At 68.9% G+C, this 15,161-nt stretch carries 18 protein-coding genes; 15 read left to right on the forward strand and 3 right to left on the reverse strand.

Annotated features, from left to right (window positions below):
* Nucleotides 1-5: 5 nt before the first annotated feature.
* Entirely contained in the window at nt 6-1,094 is a 1,089-nt protein-coding gene (locus ACLJRM_RS08970; protein WP_101611509.1) for an ROK family transcriptional regulator, read from the forward strand.
* Nucleotides 1,095-1,111: 17 nt separating this feature from the next.
* The gene (locus tag ACLJRM_RS08975) at nt 1,112-2,656 is read left to right on the forward strand and encodes a glycosyltransferase family 87 protein (protein ID WP_410662740.1); all 1,545 of its coding nucleotides are present in this window, start codon (nt 1,112-1,114) and stop codon (nt 2,654-2,656) included.
* On the opposite strand, the gene ACLJRM_RS08980 is transcribed toward ACLJRM_RS08975, so the two are convergent.
* Both ACLJRM_RS08980 and ACLJRM_RS08985 read right to left on the reverse strand, forming a co-directional pair.
* Nucleotides 2,613-2,951 carry a hypothetical protein gene (locus ACLJRM_RS08980; protein ID WP_410601495.1) on the reverse strand — a complete coding sequence of 113 codons (339 nt, stop codon included), beginning with the start codon at nt 2,949-2,951 and terminating at the stop codon, nt 2,613-2,615. The genes ACLJRM_RS08975 and ACLJRM_RS08980 overlap by 44 nt on opposite strands.
* A 45-nt stretch (nt 2,952-2,996) precedes the next feature.
* Nucleotides 2,997-3,506, reverse strand: a complete 510-nt coding sequence (locus tag ACLJRM_RS08985) for a hypothetical protein (RefSeq protein WP_101611511.1) — start codon at nt 3,504-3,506, stop codon at nt 2,997-2,999.
* A gap of 111 nt (nt 3,507-3,617) precedes the next feature.
* Between ACLJRM_RS08985 and ACLJRM_RS08990 the strand changes: the two genes are divergently transcribed.
* Nucleotides 3,618-4,097, forward strand: a complete 480-nt coding sequence (locus ACLJRM_RS08990; protein ID WP_410662741.1) for a hypothetical protein — start codon at nt 3,618-3,620, stop codon at nt 4,095-4,097.
* Nucleotides 4,098-4,355: 258 nt separating this feature from the next.
* Here the strand turns inward: ACLJRM_RS08990 and ACLJRM_RS08995 are convergent, their stop codons facing one another.
* Entirely contained in the window at nt 4,356-5,135 is a 780-nt protein-coding gene (locus ACLJRM_RS08995) for a deoxyribonuclease IV (protein ID WP_101611513.1), read from the reverse strand.
* 121 nt (nt 5,136-5,256) lie between these two features.
* On the opposite strand from ACLJRM_RS08995, the gene ACLJRM_RS09000 reads away from it, so the two are divergent.
* From ACLJRM_RS09000 to dnaB, 12 genes are all read left to right on the forward strand, one after another.
* Nucleotides 5,257-6,060 carry a hypothetical protein gene (locus ACLJRM_RS09000; protein WP_410662742.1) on the forward strand — a complete coding sequence of 268 codons (804 nt, stop codon included), beginning with the start codon at nt 5,257-5,259 and terminating at the stop codon, nt 6,058-6,060.
* Between the two features lie 124 nt (nt 6,061-6,184).
* The gene (locus tag ACLJRM_RS09005; protein ID WP_410662743.1) at nt 6,185-7,078 is read left to right on the forward strand and encodes a hypothetical protein; all 894 of its coding nucleotides are present in this window, start codon (nt 6,185-6,187) and stop codon (nt 7,076-7,078) included.
* Between the two features lie 118 nt (nt 7,079-7,196).
* Nucleotides 7,197-8,087, forward strand: coding sequence for a hypothetical protein (locus ACLJRM_RS09010; RefSeq protein WP_410601500.1), 891 nt, complete (start codon nt 7,197-7,199; stop codon nt 8,085-8,087).
* A 101-nt stretch (nt 8,088-8,188) separates the two neighbouring features.
* Nucleotides 8,189-8,509 (forward strand): 30S ribosomal protein S6, encoded by a 321-nt coding sequence (gene rpsF, locus ACLJRM_RS09015; RefSeq protein ID WP_174720483.1) that lies wholly within the window; start codon nt 8,189-8,191, stop codon nt 8,507-8,509.
* A gap of 17 nt (nt 8,510-8,526) precedes the next feature.
* Nucleotides 8,527-9,039, forward strand: coding sequence for a single-stranded DNA-binding protein (locus ACLJRM_RS09020; RefSeq protein ID WP_101611516.1), 513 nt, complete (start codon nt 8,527-8,529; stop codon nt 9,037-9,039).
* Nucleotides 9,040-9,114: 75 nt separating this feature from the next.
* Nucleotides 9,115-9,363, forward strand: coding sequence for a 30S ribosomal protein S18 (gene rpsR / locus ACLJRM_RS09025; protein WP_005168122.1), 249 nt, complete (start codon nt 9,115-9,117; stop codon nt 9,361-9,363).
* 12 nt (nt 9,364-9,375) lie between these two features.
* The gene (gene rplI / locus ACLJRM_RS09030) at nt 9,376-9,831 is read left to right on the forward strand and encodes a 50S ribosomal protein L9 (RefSeq protein WP_005168124.1); all 456 of its coding nucleotides are present in this window, start codon (nt 9,376-9,378) and stop codon (nt 9,829-9,831) included.
* Between the two features lie 167 nt (nt 9,832-9,998).
* Complete coding sequence (locus tag ACLJRM_RS09035; protein WP_168214451.1) at nt 9,999-10,409, forward strand: hypothetical protein; 411 nt, start codon at nt 9,999-10,001, stop codon at nt 10,407-10,409.
* The gene (locus tag ACLJRM_RS09040) at nt 10,409-11,005 is read left to right on the forward strand and encodes a DUF3558 domain-containing protein (RefSeq protein WP_410662744.1); all 597 of its coding nucleotides are present in this window, start codon (nt 10,409-10,411) and stop codon (nt 11,003-11,005) included. Before ACLJRM_RS09035 ends, ACLJRM_RS09040 begins: the two co-directional genes overlap by 1 nt.
* A 3-nt stretch (nt 11,006-11,008) precedes the next feature.
* A complete protein-coding gene (locus ACLJRM_RS09045) occupies nt 11,009-12,367 on the forward strand; it encodes a pentapeptide repeat-containing protein (protein ID WP_410662745.1) in 1,359 nt (452 codons plus the stop codon).
* A 97-nt stretch (nt 12,368-12,464) separates the two neighbouring features.
* The gene (locus ACLJRM_RS09050; RefSeq protein WP_101611519.1) at nt 12,465-13,262 is read left to right on the forward strand and encodes an ESX secretion-associated protein EspG; all 798 of its coding nucleotides are present in this window, start codon (nt 12,465-12,467) and stop codon (nt 13,260-13,262) included.
* 465 nt (nt 13,263-13,727) lie between these two features.
* Nucleotides 13,728-15,137 carry a replicative DNA helicase gene (gene dnaB / locus ACLJRM_RS09055; protein WP_101611520.1) on the forward strand — a complete coding sequence of 470 codons (1,410 nt, stop codon included), beginning with the start codon at nt 13,728-13,730 and terminating at the stop codon, nt 15,135-15,137.
* Nucleotides 15,138-15,161 lie beyond the last annotated feature (24 nt).

Genomic DNA, 15,161 nt, shown 5'->3' on the forward strand with positions numbered 1-15,161 from the left:
GCGCTATGCCGGAGACCGGGGTAAATCTGCGCGGGCTGCGCCAGCACAATCGGGCACTGCTGCTCACGCACATCCTGCGCGCGGGCGGGCTCAGCCGCGTCGAGCTGGCGGAACGCACCCGGCTCACACAGCAAGCCGTCTCGAAGATCGTCCCCGAACTGCTCGAAGCCGGCCTGCTGGACGAGGAACGCCAGCCCGCGGCCGGGGTCGGCAAGCCGCGCACACTGCTGCGCATCCGCCCGGACGCCCGGCACGCGCTCGGCGCGCAGCTCGACCGGGACTCCTTCCGGGTGGTCCGGACCGATCTGGCCGGGAAGATCGTCGCTTCGGAAGGCGGGCCGCTGTCGCCGGGATTCACCCCTGACCAGGCCGTTTCCGCGCTGGGTGAAGCGACGGAAGCACTGCTCGACGGCATCGAGCGTGAACGCGTGCTCGGCCTCGGCGTCGGCAGCGTCGGCCCGCTCGACCACCACGAAGGCGTGGTCCGGGACGCCACGAACATGCCGGGCTGGCACCACGTCCCCCTGCGCGACCTGCTCGCGAAGCGCACCGGCCTGCCCGTGCGGCTCGACAAGAACACCAACGCCGCCGCCTTCGCCCAGCACTGGCCGGAGGGCGACCGGGCCGCGACCGCCGTCGTGCTCGTCGGCACCGGGATCGGCGTCGGCCTGCTGATCGACGGCAGGCTGTACCGCGGGCCGCGCACCAACGCGGGTGAATTCGGGCATACGACCCTCGCCTTCGACGGACCGCGCTGCGCGTGCGGGCGCCGCGGCTGCGTCGAGGTGCTGCACAACGCGGCGGCGACCACGGAGGAGGCGGCGGGGCTGCTGGGGATCGGGCTCGCCGACCTCGTCCAGATCCTCGACCTCGAACGTGTCGTGCTGACCGGGCGTTCGGTCCGCGAGGAGCCGGAGGTGTACCGCGACACGGTCGCCGCGCGGCTCCGGGAACTGCTGCCTTTGCCGCACTGGCAACGAATCCAGGTCGATCTCGACGAGATGGGCGACGACGTCGTCGCGTTCGGCGCGGCGGCCGAGGTACTCGCCGGGTTCTACGACAGCGGCGATATCACCGGAGGGTCACCCGGATAGGCGCTAACATCCGCCACGTGTCCGACCAGACGACCCCGCCGGAGCGCGAGACCCCGCTGTCCCTCACCCCGGGCGAGCGGGTCATCCCGAGCTGGAACGAACCGCTCGTGGCCGCGGCCACCCGGCCGATCGGCGGCCCGCTCGGCGAGCACGCGGCCGTGGGGCGGCACTGGTTCTGGTCGCCGCAGCGGGTCGGGCTGCTGCTGGCCTGCCTCGCGCTGCTGCTCTCGTGGTTCGGCAAGGCGTCCTGCATCCAGCAGTACACCGACGACTCCGGCATGAACCAGCTCGACTGGCGGGCGGGCCGCCCGTTCGTCGCGATGTGCTATTCGGACATCATCCCGCTCTACAGTTCCGAGCGGCTGAACGATCCCGAAACCTTCCCGTACGTGACTTCGTGGACCGAGGACGCGGGAACGGCGAAGGAGACCACGCGGTACATGGAGTACCCGGTCGCGACCGGGCTGTTCCAGTGGATCAACGCGAAGCTCACCGAGGCCTGGCTCTCGATCGCGGAATCGGGCTGGCTGCCCGGCGCGCTCCCGGTCGCCGTCTACTTCAACATCTCGGCGCTCTGGCTCGCGCTGGCCTGGCTCGTCACGGTGTGGGCGACCGGCCGGTCGTTGAAACGCCGGCCATGGGACGCGGTGCTGGTGGCGATCTCGCCGCTGGTGCTGGTGCACACCTTCACCAACTTCGACGCCATCGCGACCGCGTTCACCGCGACCGCGCTGCTCGCCTGGGCCCGGAAGCGGCCCGAGATCGCGGGTTTCCTGCTCGGTCTCGGCGCGGCGGCGAAGCTGTATCCGCTGCTCCTGCTCATCCCGTTGTTCTTCCTGTGCCTGCGCGCGGGCAAGGTCAAACACTGGGCACTCACCGCCGGGCTCGCCGCGGCGACGTTCGTGGTGGTCAACGTCCCGTTCGCGCTCGCCGCGCCGACCGGCTGGTGGGAGTTCTTCCGGCTCAACACGGCGCGCCCGATGGATCCGGACTCGCTCTACAACGTGTTCTCCCACCTGTCCGGCTGGGCCGGTTTCGACGGGAAACTCACCGCGGGCCAGACACCGGTCGTGCTCAACACCGTCGTCGCGGTGCTGTTCCTCGCCGCCTGCGCCGGCATCGGGTACGTCGCGCTGAAGGCACCGCGCCGTCCGCGGCTCGGGCAGCTGGCCTTCCTGGTGGTGGCCGCGTTCCTGCTGACCAACAAGGTGTGGAGCCCGCAGTACTCGCTGTGGCTGGTGCCGCTGGCGGTCCTCGCGATCCCGCGCTGGCGGCTGCTGCTCGGCTGGATGGTCATCGACGCGCTCGTCTGGGCTCCGCGGATGATGTACTACCTCGGCGTCGACCACAAAGGCCTGCCCGAGGACTGGTTCCTCGGCACCGTCGTCGTCCGCGACCTCGCGGTGATCGGCCTGTGCGCGCTGGTGGTCCGCGACATCTACCGGCCGCGGACCGACCCCGTCCGCCTCGCCGGTGACGACGATCCGGTGGGCGGCTTCCTCGACGGCGCTCCTGACGTCAAGCGCGCTTCAACACGTCAGGTCCAGGACGTTCCAGCCTGAGATTCTTGCCGAAGTCCTCGGCACCGAAGTCGTTGATCTGGACGACGACCGCTTCGGGTGACGTCTCGACGAGGCGGCAGGTGACCCAGTCCTCGCCGTGCTTGACCGACCAGCGCTCGGCGAGCACAGCCAGACCTTCGGCCTCCAGCAACGCGACGGAGTCGTCGAAGGCGGCCGGCCCGCCGAGCGGGTAGCCGAAAACGGTCAGTGCCTGCCAGCGCGTGTCCGGCGCGGGGACGACGTAGCCGACGTGCTCGCCGTCCTCCGCCCGGTAGACGGTCCGATTCTCGATCATGCGGACCAGGTTCGACCCTCCCGTGGCGAGAGGGTCAAGCCGATTTCATCGGACGGTGTAGCCGCCCGTGCTCGTCTGGAAGAACGGCACCGGTCCGGTGCACGGCAGGACGTCGTGCTCGATTCCGCCGTAGGCCCAGCTCCAGCCGATCCGATCGTGGCCGCGCGGCTCGTCCTGCACCGAGAAGCCGACCCGGCGGCCGACGACGTTCACGGGGAGGCCGGGAATGTCGGCGCGTTCGATCACGCCGGTCAGGATGGCGAGGTTGCCAGCGCGGGAGACACAGTCGACCCGGCCGTCAAAGTCGGCGACGAGTTTTCCGTCCTTGGTCAGATGATTCACGTGGAACCGGCCCGAAGACTTGCCGGGTTCGCCGAACGCGGCGAAGTCGAAGCGGACCGGTTCGTTGTCGTAGCCCGGGAACGTCAACGGTCCGCCCGCCGATCCCAAGACGACCGAACCCCGCTCCGGCGCGGCACTCGCCTGCGTCGCCCCCAGTGTTCCCGCCGCGATGGCGAGCACGGCGACCGCGGCGAGCTTCGACTTGATGTTCATGGCTTCCCTCCAGTACCAGGACCGTCCTGATGGGAATGAGCCTTCCTCCCCGCGCCCGGCCGGTCCTCCCACTGGAGAGGGAAAAGCCTCCCGCTTGAGTAGCCTGCGCGCATGGCCTTCCACCTGGCGCACGGCACGGTCGTCCACCGCACGACGACGTTGCACGGGTATTCCGCGATCATCATGGTCGAGCGCTTCACGGGCGGCCGGTGGCAACTCGCGGCGGGATTGCCGCGTGACGCCGAAGATCTCACCGAAGACGCCGTGCGGGAAATGCTGGGGGAGGCCGCCGACGAACCGAGCCCGTTCGCGCTCCCACCGGAAGACGGCGTGGCGAGCGGGCTGAACGCGCGGTCGGCCCAGCTGGATTCGATGATCGACACCACGGTGGAGTGGCTGCGGAGGACCGCGGTCGGCACCGACACCGAGCTGGCGTGGGCCCGCTACCAGTCGTCGGATTACGACTACGAGCTCGACACCCGGGAAGCCCTGCGCGACGCCGCGTCGCTCCTGTCCCAGATGGTCGAGCAGCGCACCATGCTCGCCGCGCGTGCCGAGATGCGACGGCGGAAGCGCGAAGACGAGGACTGACTGACGACCCCGCGCCAGTCCGGACGGCGTGCGCCCTTCGCAACATCCCCTCAGGCGGACTGGCGCTACGGCGATCGGGTAGGTGAGGCGGGACTGTGTGGATTTCGGGACGTCAGATGTCCCAAAATCCACACAGTCACCAGGCCTGACCCCGCGCCGGAAGAAACCACCAGGCCCGGCGACGACGCCTTTGCCTTGTCCCGCATTTAGTCCTCTAAATGCGGGGTAAGCGCATCTAGAGGACTAAACGCGGAAGGGTCAGGCGGAGGCGACGCGCTCACGGACGTAGGCGATGTCGGCGGCCTGGCCGTCGGCCGGGGTCTCGACGATCACCGGGGCGCCCGCCTCGGCGGCGACCGCGGCCAGCACCTCGGGGTCGATCGTGCCGTCGCCGCCGACGATGTTGGCGTGCCGGTCCCGCGTGGAACCGAACTCGTCGCGCGAGTTGTTGAGGTGCACCAGGTCGATCCGGCCGGTGATGGCCTTGACCTTCTTGACCGCCTCGGTCAGGTCCCAGCCCGCCGCGTACGCGTGGCAGGTGTCGAAACAGAAGCCCGCGCCGAATTCGCCGACCTTGTCCCAGAGCCGGGCGATCGTGTCGAGGTCGCGGGTCATCGCGCTGTCGCCGCCGGCGGTGTTCTCGATCAGGATCGGCACGGCGAAGCCGCCCTTCTCCTGTTCACGCTCGAAAAGCTTGCGCCAGTTGACGAGGCCGTCTTCGACGTCTTCCGAAGAACCGACGTGGCCGCCGTGCACGACGAGCCCTTTCGCGCCGATCTCGGCCGCGCCGTTCGCGTGCTGGGTGACGTTCTTCCGCGACGGGATGCGGATGCGGTTGTTCAACGACGCCACGTTGATCAGGTACGGCGAGTGGATGAACACCTCGACCGGCGACTCTTTGATGGCTTCGCCGTGCGGATGGGGTTTGGGAGCCTTCCAGCCCTGCGGGTCGGAAAGGAAGAACTGGAGGACCTCGGCCTCGCGTTCGGCGACCGCGGAGAGGGGGTCGTCGTCGCGGACATGGGCACCGATTTTCATGCCAGCAAACTACCCTCGTCGCTTTTTCCCCGGCGCGGCCCAGGTTCGTCACGCTCGTGGGGTAGCGTGAGCGCGTTCCGTTAAAACCGCGTTGGGTCTTGAGGGGCGGAGGACGAACTCGATGGGGAAGACTGCCGGGCGGATCACGGCATTGGGTTTCGCACTTTCGGTATCGGCCGGACTCGCGTTCCCGATGGCCGCGATGGCCGCCGAGCCGAATCCGACCCTTTCCGGCAAATGCGCCGCGACACTCCAGAACGGGGAGACCGCGGACGGCCTCGTTCTCGACGTGGCCGCGCCGCTCAACTCGCCCGAGGCGCTGACGGTCGGTTTGGACTCGAAGGCCAAGACGGCCCAGGGCAAGAAGCCGCTGCTCTCACTGCCGGTCGGGGACTTGGTCAAGGCCACCGGCCTCACCGACAACGCGGTCGGCGACCTCGTCGCGAAGGGTGTCTGCCCGCCCGCTCAGGGTGTGGTGAACGCGGTCGGCAACCTGACGCAGGGCGTCGTCGACGAACTCCCCATCCCGCCCGATCCAGGTCCGGACCCCGAGCCCGAACCGCCGAACCCCGGGCCGAACCCGCCGCAGCCCCAGCCTCCGAAGCCGGGTCAGCCGGGCGGACCGGGCAGCGAACTCCCCGTCGAAACCGGCCCGGGTTCCTCCACCGGCATCGGCGGCGACTCGATCGCGGGTGTCATCAGCAACGCGGCGCTGCTGCCCGGGAACTTCGTCCAAGCGCCGGTGATCACCGAGATCATCCCCGGCGAGGTGCCGCCCACCGTCGACGAGAAGGACACCGGCAACGCGCAGGCCGTCCAGGCGCCGGTCGCCCCGGCCAAGCTGCCGTTGCTGCTCGCGGTGCTGGCGCTGGCCGTCGTCGCCGCGGCGCTGGTCCGAGCCTGGCTGCGGGGCAAGCCCGCCTGATCTTCACCGTCAGTGACGCCCGCTTCCACTCGAATGCCTGACCTCTTCGAGTGAGCGGGCGTTACTTGTCTCCATTAGCGTCGTTGGGCAGGTAGGTGAACCCGACGACGGAGGAGTCGAAGGCATGCGCGAACGGACACGGAGGGCGACAGCCCTGGGTGCCTCGGCCTTCATTCTCGCGGGCTCGGCCGCCCTTGCCATGCCCGGCACGGCCGCCGCCGCCGAGACCAAGACCGCCGTCTGCGGTGGTTCGGTGACCGCGAAGCCCGGCGACAAGATCCTCGGGAAGACGCCGTTGCTCGGCATCCCGCTCGACCTGGGCCACGCCGGCCCGGTCTCCGGAATCCTCACCGGCACGATCAACGCGCTGCTCGGCACGGTCTGCAAGGTGACGGTGACCGTGGTGAACGCCGTGATCGCGCCGGTCCCGGTCATCGGCGAACCCGCCGCGGAAGCGCTGACCGGCGCCGTCACCGGTACCCACGACGCCCTGACCGGCGCGGGCAAACCAGCGCCCGGCGGCAAGCCCGCACCCGAGAAGCCCGGCACCGGCACGCCCGGCAGCGGCGGCCCGCAGACCGGCGGACCGGGCGCCCCGGCACAGGGCGGGAACCCGGCGGGCGGCATCCCGGCGGCGAACAGCCCGCTGCTGCCCGGCACCTTCACCCCGAACTTCGGCGGCCTCCCCTGGGGCGCCAGCACGGGCTACGCCCCGATGCGCGACTACAGCTCCATCCCGATGGCGATGGCCGGTCTCTTCAGCCCCTCGCCCGGACTGCGGTACGGCGGCCAGATCCCGGGCTACACGCCGCAGTTCGGCCTCGCCGCCGAGGGTGAGAACACCGCCGGTAATCCGGACGTCCAGAATGCGGGACAGGCCGAGGCGCTACCGAGTGTGAGCGATGGATTCACTCAAGACGGGAAACTGCCGCTGCTGATCGCCGTTTTGGCACTCTCCGGAGTCAGCGCGGGCCTGGTTCGCACCTGGGTACTCCGCCGAATGGCCGCTGCAAGTTAGTCCTACCGCCTAGTATCTTTCTGGTCACTCCCTCGTTATCCCCGTTGGTAGTGCTTTTCTCTCTGGTGAAAACCTGATGCACTGCCTGACGCCCCCACCGACCCGGAGGATCGCGCTCGTGCGGAAGACCACCATCTGGCAGACCACCCGCAAGGCGCTCACCGTCACCGCACTCGCGACCATGGTCACCGGTGGCGCGCTCCTGACGGCGGGCACCGCCTCGGCCGCCACCACGCTGGCGAACGCCTGCGGCGGCACCGTCAACGGCGGGATGAACGACACCGTCGCGATCACCGGCTCGTCGGTCAAGGAACTGGTGCGCGCGGGCGCGAAGGAAGCGGGCACGCTCGCCCTCTACGACGTCGCCGCGAACGACATCGCCAAGGTCAACACCATCTCCGTCGGCTCCGTCCCGAGCTCCGCGGGCGGCACGATCGACGGCAAGACGATCGGTGCGGCCGTACGGCAGGCGGTCAAGGAGACCAAGTCCTGGGGCCTCGGCCTCAACCCGGACAAGACGCTGGACACCATCGCGCACAAGGTGGCCGGGAGCTGTGGCCTGACCACGGTCGCGACGAACTACGTCGCGCCGACGCTGCCCACCCCCGGCACCACCGCCCCGCAGCAGGGCGGCAACGGCGGCGGCACCAACGGCGTCCCGTCCTCCCCGAACCTGCTCCCCGGCGGCAGCAACGGCACCGGCTACGCCCCGCCGCGCGAATACGGCAACCTGCCGGTCGCGCAGCCGGGTGTCGCGGTGGCGCCGGGCGTGCGTTACCCGGCCAACAGCCCGCTTCCCGGTGAGGGTGGCCCGCAGTACGGCGTCCCCGGTGCCGACGGCCAGGCCGGGCAGGGCACCGACGTCCGCAACGCGGGCAACGCCGAGGCGCTCGCGACCGACGGCCTGCCCGGTGGCGACGTCCAGCTGCCGATGCTGCTCGCGGTCCTCGTGCTCGCCGGCGTGACCGCCGCGCTGGTCCGCACCTGGGTCCTGCGCCGCGTCTCCTGACGCCCGCTCGGGACCGCCGGAAGCCGCCAGGTACTCTTACCTGGACAAACCCTCCTGTCACGGACAGTCCGTGACCGCGAGCCCATAGGAGGTGAGTGGTTGTGTCACGCCATTACGAGGTAATGGTCATCCTTGACCCCACGCTCGACGAGCGCACGGTCGCCCCCACGCTGGACACTTTCCTCAACGTCATCCGCACTTCGGGCGGAAGCGTCGAGAAGGTCGACGTCTGGGGCCGTCGCCGGCTCTCCTACGAGATCAAGAAGCACGCCGAGGGCATCTACGCGCTCCTCGACCTGAACTCCAGCTTCGAAGCGGTGAAGGAGCTGGACCGTCAGCTCTCGCTGCAGGAGACCGTGCTCCGCACCAAGGTCATGCGCCGCGAGATCAAGCGCGCCGCTGCCGTCGCCGCCAAGGCCTGAGCCGAAGGACTTTCCCGATGGCTGGAGACACCGTCATCACGGTGATCGGCAACCTCACGTCCGACCCGGAGCTTCGCTTCACCCCTTCCGGTGCGGCGGTCGCGAACTTCACGGTCGCGTCCACCCCGCGCACGCTGGACAAGCAGTCCGGTGAGTGGAAGGACGGCGAGGCCCTGTTCCTGCGCTGCAACATCTGGCGTCAGGCGGCCGAGAACGTCGCCGAGTCGCTGACCCGCGGCGCGCGAGTCGTCGTGCAGGGGCGCCTCAAGCAGCGGTCTTTCGAGACCAAGGAAGGCGAGAAGCGCACCGTCGTCGAGCTCGAGGTCGATGAAATCGGCCCCTCGCTGCGTTACGCCACCGCCAAGGTGAACAAGGTCAGCCGTGGCACCGGTGGCGGTGGAGGCGGCGGCTTCGGTGGCGGCGGCGGTGGTGGCCAGAGCGGCCCGCCCGCCGACGACCCGTGGGGCTCCGCTCCGCCCGCCGGTGGCGGCGGCGGTGGCGGCGGCTTCTCCGACGAGCCGCCCTTCTAGCCAGGCGTCCGCCGCGGGCTCCGGCCCGCGAGTCGCCTCGACACAACCACTACGTAGGAATTCAGGAGTAGAACCGTGGCCAAGCCACCCATCCGCAAGCCCAAGAAGAAGGTCTGCGTGTTCTGCAAGGCCGAGAAGAAGGGCCGCCCGGAGAACATCGACTACAAGGACACCAACCTGCTTCGGAAGTACATCTCCGACCGCGGGAAGATCCGTGCCCGCCGGGTCACCGGCAACTGCAGCCAGCACCAGCGTGACATCGCCATCGCGGTCAAGAACTCCCGCGAAATGGCGCTGCTGCCCTACACCTCGACCGCACGCTAAGGAGGCACGTCAATGGCGAAGATCATTCTCACCACCGACGTCGCCAACCTCGGTGGACCCGGCGACATCGTCGAGGTCAAGGACGGCTACGCACGCAACTACCTGCTCCCCCGCGGCTACGCCATCGTGGCTACCAAGGGCGCGGAGAAGAACGTGCGCACGATCAAGCGGGCGCAGGAGAGCCGTCGCATCCGCGACCTCGACCACGCCAAGGAGATCAAGGCGACCCTGGAGGGCCTCGGCGCCATCCAGCTGAGCGGCAAGGCGGCCGAGGGCTCGAAGAAGCTCTTCGGTTCGATCACCACCGCCGAGATCGTGGACGCGATCAAGGCCGCGGGTGGCCCGCTGCTCGACAAGCGCGTCATCGAGCTGAAGGACCACATCAAGACCGTGGGCAAGCACTCGGTCGGCGCCCGTCTGCACCCCGACGTCCGCGTCGACGTGCGGCTCGAGGTCAAGGCCAAGTAACACCGCTTTCGTCAAAGGGCGGGACGTCTCCTTCGCGGAGGTGTCCCGCCCTTTGCTTTCCGCGGAACCCGGCCGCCGCGGGCTGCGTCTGAGCCCTTGACGGGGGATCAAGGCATTATGAGACTCGACATTTGAGGCACGGGGACTCAAAAGGGGATCTGGAACCAATGGCTTACGACAGCAACGCCGAGCAGAACCGGCAGGAGAAGGTCACGGTGTCCGCGCCGGCCAATCCGGACAAGGCGCCCTCGACGTCGGGCGGAGGTGGCGGCGGGTTCGCCTTCGACAAGGACAAGATCGACGGCATCATCAAGAAGTGGACGGACCTGCAGGTCGAGCTCAAGAGGGACTACGCCGACGCGAACCTGATGGCGAACGTCAAGGCGCCCGGCAAGGAGTTCGCGAGCGGCGACTGGGAGAAGCTGGCCAACCCGTCGGGCAAGGCGTTCCTGGAGCAGAACCAGAAGATGCAGGACTACGTCAAGAACTACATCGACCAGCTGACCACCGCGAAGCAGAAGATCGCGACGAACGAAGCCGAGACGCAGGCCTCGCTCAACAAGCACAAGGCCGTGTGATGCGACGTTCCCTCGTTCTCTTCCTCGCCGCCGGTGCGCTGCTCGCCGGCTGTTCCGGCACCAAGAACGGCACCGCCACCACCTCGGAGCCGTCGTACACGACAGGCTCTCCGAGCGCGTCGAGCGGCTCGTCCGGCTCCGCGCCCAAGGTGTCGAACCCTCTGAAGACCTCGTCGATCGAGAGCGACGCGTGCGCCGCGCTCTCGGCGGCGAAGCGGTCCGAGCTCGGTCTCGGCGAAGGCGAGCGGCGGACCACGAGCGCCGGACCCGGTTGCTCGATCTTCGCCGCGGACGACCGGCTGAACCAGATCGAGATCAGCCCGGTGCTCGCGAACAAGAACGGCCTCAGCGACGTCTACGACACGAAGGCCAACGACGCCTACTTCGAGACGACCGAGGTCGCCGGATACCCGGCGGTGTACGCCGCGGCGCTCGACGGCCGCAAGAGCGGCAAATGCGGCCTCTTCGTCGGCGTGACCGACCAGCTGGCCGTCAACATCCTGGTGCAGTACGACAACGGGCCCGGCGCGAGTGATCCGTGCCCCGTCGCGCTCAAAGTGGGGGAAGCGATGATCGAGACGTTGAAGGAGGGCTGACGCGTGTTCCTGCTGCCGATCATCGCCGGATACTCGGCCTACAACCTGGCGACCACGAAATCCGGCGACTTCGAAGCGTCGGGCGGCGATCGCAAGATCGACTGCTACAACATCTGGGAGAAGATCGTCACCGGTCCGGGCACCGGGTCGATCCAGGAGGGGCAGGCCGCGGCCACCCGGCTCAAGGCCGGTTACCAGGACAGGCTGACCACCATCGACAACCTGTCGAAGGAGATGGACGCCGCCTGGACCGGTAAGAGCGCCGAAGCCGCGCAGCAGTCCGGCGCGCATCCGCTGCGTGTGTGGATGGACGACTCCGGCAAGAAGCTGGCGGACTCCGACAAGTACCTCGGCGAGCAGAACACCGCGTTCACCACGGTGAAGGCGAAGGTGCAGCAGGTCCCGAAGGACCCGCCGAAGAACAACCTGATCAACTCGATCACCCCGTGGACCACCGACACCGACCGCGCGATCCGGGACTACAACTCCAAGGGTCAGGCGAACGTCGACGCGTTCAACGAGTACTTCAAGGCCAGTTCCGAGAACGGCAAGGGTCTGCCCACCTACAACAAGATGGAGGGGCAGAAGTCGAACGTCGACGTCAACGGCGGCGGCGGTAACGACAAGGACAAGGACGGCGGCGGCCAGGGCGACCGCAACGGGAACAACGGCATGCCGGGGATCTCGACGCCGCCCGGTTCGATGCCGCCCGGCGGGATGCCGAGCGTCCCCGGTTCGAACATGCCGGGCATCGGCACGCCGGGCTCGAACCTGCCCGGTTCGAACCTGCCGGGCAGCAACATGCCCGGGTCGAACTTTCCAGGATCGAACCTCCCCGGGTCGAACCTGCCGGGCTCGAACCTGCCCGGCGGGCAGTACAACCCGAACATCCCCGGCAGCAACTACAAGCCGCCCGGCTGGGACGACGGGACGAGCGCGTCCGGCTTCACCCCGCCGAAGATCCCCGGCGCCGGAGGCTTCGGCCCGAGTGGCGGCGGAGGCGGTGGCGGCGGTTTCGGCGGCACCGACATCCCCGGCGCGGGCGGCTTCGGCCCGGACGGTGGTGGCTTCGGCCCCGGTGGCGGCGGGTTCGGACCCGGCAGCGGGAGTGGCGCGGCCATGCCCGGCAGCGCGGGCGCGATGGGCGGTGCCGGTATGGGCGGCGGCGCGGCGGGCGCCGGTGCCGGAGCGGGTCGCGGCGCGGGCGGAATGATGGGCGGCATGGGCGGTATGGGAGCCGGTGGCGCCAAGGGGAAGGGTGCCGAGGACGAGGAGCGCAGTTCCAAGTTCCTCGTCGGCGACGACCCCAACGAGATCTTCGGAACCGACGAACTCACCGCACCGCCGGTGATCGGGGAGTAATACGAACAGGCGAGCCGGGCGCGTGCCAAGATTGGGGCCGCGCCCGGCTTGTCTTGTTCCGGGCTGGACGACCAAGAACGACTAGGGGGCAGTTCCGGTGCTGGACAAGCAGGTCACCATCACGACCGGCACCCTCATCACGCTGATCCGCCGCCGCGGCGGCGAGCCGCACACGATCCTGTCGGAGACACCGACCTGGTACGACGAGGACGCGCAGCGGGCCGAGGACGAGCGGACCAACGAGGAACTGGCGAGCCAGGGACTCTTCGGTGCGCGGGGCCTGCATCCCGGGTTCAAGGCGACGCTCGAAGCGATCGCCAGGCCGTCCCTGGAGTACTACGGCTGGGTCGACGGCGGGTTCGAGGGCAAGGCGCTGAGCTTCACCGTGCTCGCGGGAAGCGCCGGCGGGGAGGGCTTCGTCCTCGCCCGCCACAGTGAGCACGACGGTGTCGCGCTCGCTTCGGCGCGACCCGAAGAACTGCTCACCGAGTTCCTCGACCAGATCCCGAAGCTCGCACCGGGACGCGGTCGTCCGGTGGCCGTCCCGAAGAGTCAGGTCGAGGCTTCGCGCTCGTCGTCGACGGCGCAGGACGAGGGCTTCGAGGTGCTTCGCAGCGGACGGCAGAGCGCCGGCAGCCAGGAGGCCGACGAGCTTCGCCGTATCCTCGCGTTGCGCCGATTGGGGAGCGGCAGCCTGTACGTCGCCGCCCGCGGCCGGAGCGGCGCGCGGCAGCGGATCGAACGCCCGGTGAACTACATCGATACGACCGAGGGCCGGTGGCTGACCGAAGAGATACCGGGGAGTGGCGAGCCTCGGATCGCCTTCACACCCGCCGACCAGCAGGTTCTCGGAGAACGACTACGGAGCGCACAGGGCAGGTTGTTCGCGTCCTGAATTCCACGCCGTTCAGCCCACCGGGTCATGGCTCTACGCTCCGTAGTATTCATCCACAGGGCACCTCTGTGCGCCCCCGTGCGACACGCCGAACGACCGGTTTTGCCCGACACGCCGCACGGAGTTGAATAAAGTTCTCCACAGTGTCTCCACAGGGTCTGACCAGCGCTTTTGTCAGACCGCTCCAGCGTTGCCCACAAGTTGTACACAGGCTTTGGGTCACCTGTGAAGGGATGCCCGCAGTCATCCCCAGGTTGTCCACAGGGCGGTCCCCAGGCGAAATTGCGCTGGTCCTTTCGGGGGGCCTACCGTGCCCGATTGGCCGGTACGCACAGTGGCGTTCTTCCGGCCGAAGGGGAGCACCGGGGGGCCGAGGGAGGGCGGCCGGTGGGCACAGGCGGACCGACCGGGGAAATTCTGGCATAATCGAACGCGTGTTCGATGCTTGAGGAGGTGGCAGCAGCGGTGGCGCTGACCGACGACCGCAATCCGATGTACGCGGAGTCCGACCCGGGTCCCAGCGACCCCGGTCCGCGTGGCGGGGAATACGACCGCCAGCCGCCGCAGGACATCGCGGCCGAGCAGTCCGTGCTCGGCGGCATGCTGCTGTCGAAGGACGCCGTCGCCGACGTCATCGAAGCACTCGGCCCCGACGACTTCTACAAGCCGGCGCACCAGGCCGTCTACGACGTCATCCTCGACCTCTACGGGCGAGGCGAACCCGCCGACCCGATCACCGTCTCCGCCGAACTGGAACGCCGCGGCGAACTCGGCCGTGTCGGCGGCGCCCCGTACCTGCACACCCTGATCGCGACGGTGCCGACGGCGGCGAACGCCGGGTACTACGCGGAGATCGTCTCCGAGAAGGCGGTGCTGCGGCGCCTGGTCGAGGCGGGCACGCGGATCGTGCAGTACGGCTACGGCGCGGCCGCGGCCGACGGCGCGAACATCGACGAGGTGGTCGACCGCGCGCAGGCCGCGATCTACGACGTCACCGAGCGGCGCACCACCGAGGACTACGTCGCGCTGGAAGAACTGCTCCAGCCGACCATGGACGAGATCGACGCGATCGCGTCACGCGGCGGGCAGTCGCAGGGCATCCCCACCGGGTTTGCGGACTTCGACGATCTGACCAACGGGCTGCACCCTGGCCAGATGATCATCGTCGCGGCGCGTCCCGGTGTCGGCAAATCGACCCTGGGTCTGGACTTCGCCCGCTCCGCGTCCATCAAGCACGGCCTGACCAGCGTCATCTTCTCGCTGGAAATGAGCAGGACCGAGATCGTCATGCGCATGCTCTCGGCCGAGGCTCGGATCCGCCTGGCGGACATGCGCGGTGGCAAGATGTCCGACGACGACTGGACGCGGCTCGCGCGGCGGATGAGCGAGGTCTCCGAAGCGCCTCTGTTCGTCGACGACTCGCCGAACATGACGATGATGGAGATCCGCGCGAAGGCCCGGCGGCTGAAACAGCGCAACGACCTCAAGCTCGTCGTCCTCGACTATCTCCAGCTGATGAGCTCGGGCAAGCGCGTCGAGTCGCGGCAGCAGGAAGTCTCGGAGTTCTCGCGGCAGATGAAGCTGCTGGCGAAGGAGATCGAGGTCCCGGTGATCGCGATCAGCCAGCTGAACCGTGGTCCCGAGCAGCGGACCGACAAACGCCCGATGCTGTCCGACCTCCGTGAGTCCGGCTCACTGGAGCAGGACGCCGACCTCGTCATCCTGGTCAACCGGCCGGACGCCTGGGAGCGGGACGACCCGCGCGCGGGTGAAGCGGACCTGATCATCGCGAAGCACCGTGCCGGGCCGACGGCGACGATCACCGTCGCGCACCAGCTGCACTACAGCCGGTTCGTCGACCTGTCGCACGACTAGGGCGAGATCGCCCCGGGCTCCGGG

Origin of the sequence: Amycolatopsis sp. lyj-84 (assembly GCF_046549075.1) — a bacterium.
In the GTDB taxonomy this organism is placed as follows: domain Bacteria; phylum Actinomycetota; class Actinomycetes; order Mycobacteriales; family Pseudonocardiaceae; genus Amycolatopsis.

Excerpts from the sequence above, each read along its gene's own strand:
- ACLJRM_RS08995 (WP_101611513.1), bottom strand. The coding sequence starts at position 5,135 with ATGAAAATCGGTGCCCATGTCCGCGACGACGACCCCCTCTCCGCGGTC.
- ACLJRM_RS08990 (WP_410662741.1), top strand. The coding sequence starts at position 3,618 with ATGGCCTTCCACCTGGCGCACGGCACGGTCGTCCACCGCACGACGACG.
- ACLJRM_RS09005 (WP_410662743.1), top strand. The coding sequence starts at position 6,185 with ATGCGCGAACGGACACGGAGGGCGACAGCCCTGGGTGCCTCGGCCTTC.
- ACLJRM_RS09020 (WP_101611516.1), top strand. The coding sequence starts at position 8,527 with ATGGCTGGAGACACCGTCATCACGGTGATCGGCAACCTCACGTCCGAC.
- ACLJRM_RS09035 (WP_168214451.1), top strand. The coding sequence starts at position 9,999 with ATGGCTTACGACAGCAACGCCGAGCAGAACCGGCAGGAGAAGGTCACG.
- ACLJRM_RS08985 (WP_101611511.1), bottom strand. The coding sequence starts at position 3,506 with ATGAACATCAAGTCGAAGCTCGCCGCGGTCGCCGTGCTCGCCATCGCG.
- ACLJRM_RS08980 (WP_410601495.1), bottom strand. The coding sequence starts at position 2,951 with ATGATCGAGAATCGGACCGTCTACCGGGCGGAGGACGGCGAGCACGTC.
- ACLJRM_RS08970 (WP_101611509.1), top strand. The coding sequence starts at position 6 with ATGCCGGAGACCGGGGTAAATCTGCGCGGGCTGCGCCAGCACAATCGG.
- rplI (WP_005168124.1), top strand. The coding sequence starts at position 9,376 with ATGGCGAAGATCATTCTCACCACCGACGTCGCCAACCTCGGTGGACCC.
- ACLJRM_RS09040 (WP_410662744.1), top strand. The coding sequence starts at position 10,409 with ATGCGACGTTCCCTCGTTCTCTTCCTCGCCGCCGGTGCGCTGCTCGCC.
- ACLJRM_RS09000 (WP_410662742.1), top strand. The coding sequence starts at position 5,257 with ATGGGGAAGACTGCCGGGCGGATCACGGCATTGGGTTTCGCACTTTCG.